Annotated in this window: 5 protein-coding genes; all 5 read left to right on the plus strand. The window is 76.1% G+C overall.

Translation table 11 applies throughout. The features are described from left to right. The coding region (locus G6R25_RS23420) for a hypothetical protein (RefSeq protein ID WP_205447401.1) at positions 1–271 on the plus strand (271 nt) is incomplete at its 5' end. Between the two features lie 51 nt (positions 272–322). Continuing rightward, positions 323–916: an NUDIX domain-containing protein gene (locus G6R25_RS23425; RefSeq protein ID WP_163554595.1), complete on the plus strand. Its 594-nt coding sequence runs from the start codon at positions 323–325 to the stop codon at positions 914–916. A gap of 59 nt (positions 917–975) precedes the next feature. Continuing rightward, positions 976–1,665 carry a hypothetical protein gene (locus G6R25_RS23430; RefSeq protein ID WP_163554596.1) on the plus strand — a complete coding sequence of 230 codons (690 nt, stop codon included), beginning with the start codon at positions 976–978 and terminating at the stop codon, positions 1,663–1,665. A gap of 96 nt (positions 1,666–1,761) precedes the next feature. Continuing rightward, positions 1,762–2,040 carry a hypothetical protein gene (locus G6R25_RS23435; RefSeq protein ID WP_163554597.1) on the plus strand — a complete coding sequence of 93 codons (279 nt, stop codon included), beginning with the start codon at positions 1,762–1,764 and terminating at the stop codon, positions 2,038–2,040. After that, entirely contained in the window at positions 2,037–2,267 is a 231-nt protein-coding gene (locus G6R25_RS23440; RefSeq protein WP_163554598.1) for a winged helix-turn-helix domain-containing protein, read from the plus strand. The genes G6R25_RS23435 and G6R25_RS23440 overlap by 4 nt, the downstream gene beginning before the upstream one ends. Positions 2,268–2,339: the final 72 nt, after the last annotated feature.

The following is a 2,339-nucleotide window of genomic DNA, read 5'->3' on the forward strand; positions in this document are numbered from 1 at the left end:
CGGCCCGGTCAGCTGGACCTGGCCCCTGCACACCCCCCACCGGAGCACCGCCGGCGAGCGCCGCGCCTCCGAAACCCGAACGGCGCAACGGGCCGCCGGCCGGCGGCTGGTCCTCGCCGAGCTCGCCGTCGCCGGCCTGATCGTCGCCGCGGTGGCGGGGGCGGCGTGGCCGTGGCTCGCCGTCGCCGTCGCCGGCGCCGTCGCGGTCCTCGCCGGCGCGAGCTGGCGGCGTCGGCGCGCCGCCCTGCCCCAGCCGGACGACGACGACTGAGTGCCGGCCGCACCTGACCCGTCCTGACCACCACGACCGAGAGGACCCGAGATGACCGAGACCACCGAGACGCGAAAGACGGCGCGGCTGACCGCCGACGTCGTCGCCCTGTCCGACCGCGACGGCACCCCGCACGTGCTGCTGATCCGCCGCGGCTGGCCGCCCTACACCAGCATGTGGGCGCTGCCCGGCGGCCACATCGACCCCGGGGAGGCCCCGGAGAACGCCGCCCGCCGGGAGCTGGCCGAGGAGACCGGGCTGCGTCTGCTCGCTCCCCGACTGGTGGGGGTGTGGGCCGCCCCCGGCCGGGACCCCCGCGGCCGCTACGTCACCTGGGCCTATGCCACCTGGCTGGCGGACACCCCGACACCGACCGCCGGTGACGACGCGGCCGCCGCCGCGTGGGTGCCCGTCGAGCAGGCCCTCGCCGAGGGCCTGGCGTTCGACCACAGCTCGATCCTCGAGACGGCGTGTGTGCCCGGCGACATCGTCGACGTCCTCGACGGCGCCCTGGCCGACATCGACCTCGCCGAGCACGTGATCACCATCGACGACGTCGGGCGGATCAGCGGCCGGTACACCCCCACCACCCGCGGCCCGGCGATCCGGTGGAGCGCCGTCGTCACCGTCACCCCCACCTGCTGACCTCCGCCGCAGCCCCCCGCCACACTCCATCCACCAGCACGACCACGAGAGGACACACCATGATCCGCATCAGCATGACGGTCCTGCGGGACCTCGCCCTCACCGCCGGCGCCCTCGGCGTCACGGGGATGGCCGTCCAGGAGCTGGACCGGGTCACCCGCCCGGACACCACCGAGCTGCCCCCGACCCGCCACGGCTGGGTGTGGGCGCTGGACGGCCAGACCACCGACCGGCCCCGGCGGCTGCGCCCCGCCACCGCGGCCGAAGCCGCCGCATCCGCTGCCGCGCGCCGCGTCGGAGACGGCGGATGGATCGCCATCGTCGGCGGCCGGGAGGTGCTACCGCTGACCGACCCGGCCGTGCTCGAGCGCGCCGGCCAGTACACCCACGACCCGGCCGCCCGGGTCGACATCGCCAACATCGCCAACACCGCACCGACCGGGACGCTGCCCACCCGGATCGCCGACGCCGCCCGGCGCCACCGCGCGGCCGCCGAGACGTGGGTCGCCCGGATGCTCCGCCCGGACGACGCGCCGGTCACCGGCGTGGACGACCTGCTCGACGAGGCCGACGAACTCGTCCATGGCGCCCCCGACGACGTCGAGGGCGACGGGCCGCGGGACGGCGGCTACATCGACGAGGCGTGGGCGAAGCTCACCGACGTCGACGTCGACGAGGACGACCGGACGGACCACACCGACGTCCCCGCCGGCGAGACCGTCACGGACTACGCCGACAGCAGCAGCTGAGTACCCCCCGGCGCGGCGCGAAATGCCTGGACAGCACCGCCGCGCCGGGGCCCTCCCACCGCCACCTACCAGCAGAGACGAGAGGCACCGCCCATCATGACCGCCCCGATCCCGATCCGCACCCCCCTCGGACCCGACACCCCGACCGAGCTGACCGCCGCCGTGGTCGCGCTGACCGCCGCCGTCACCGCGCTGACCGCCGCCCTCCAGCCCACCGGCACGGACGACCACGCGCCCACCACCCCGCCACCGGCGCGGGACGCTGTGGCAGACCAGCGACGCCCCACCCGGCAGCTGCTGCGGTATGCCGACGGCCGGCTCCTGGTCGACCTGCCCGCCCAGGAGGTCATCGGGACGGCGTGGCCGTCCCGATGACCCGCCGCGAATACGACCTCACCGCCTACCTCGCACTGCGGCCGCGACGGATGTTCGAGCGCACGCACCTGCTCAAGCAGGTGTGGGGCACCCAGTACCAGGACCCCTCCACGGTCACCGAACACATCCGCCGCGTCCGCCGCCACCTCGCCCCGCTCGAAGTGATCAGCACGGCGCGTGGCCTCGGCTACCGCTGGGACCTCCCGGTCGAGACGGCCTCCCGGTGACCGTCTACCCGACCGCGCTGGCGGCCGCCACCGCGCCGCCCCACCGCCACCCCACGCCCGCTGGCCCCGCCG

Origin of the sequence: Candidatus Frankia alpina (assembly GCF_902806485.1) — a bacterium.
Lineage (GTDB): Bacteria > Actinomycetota > Actinomycetes > Frankiales > Frankiaceae > Frankia > Frankia alpina.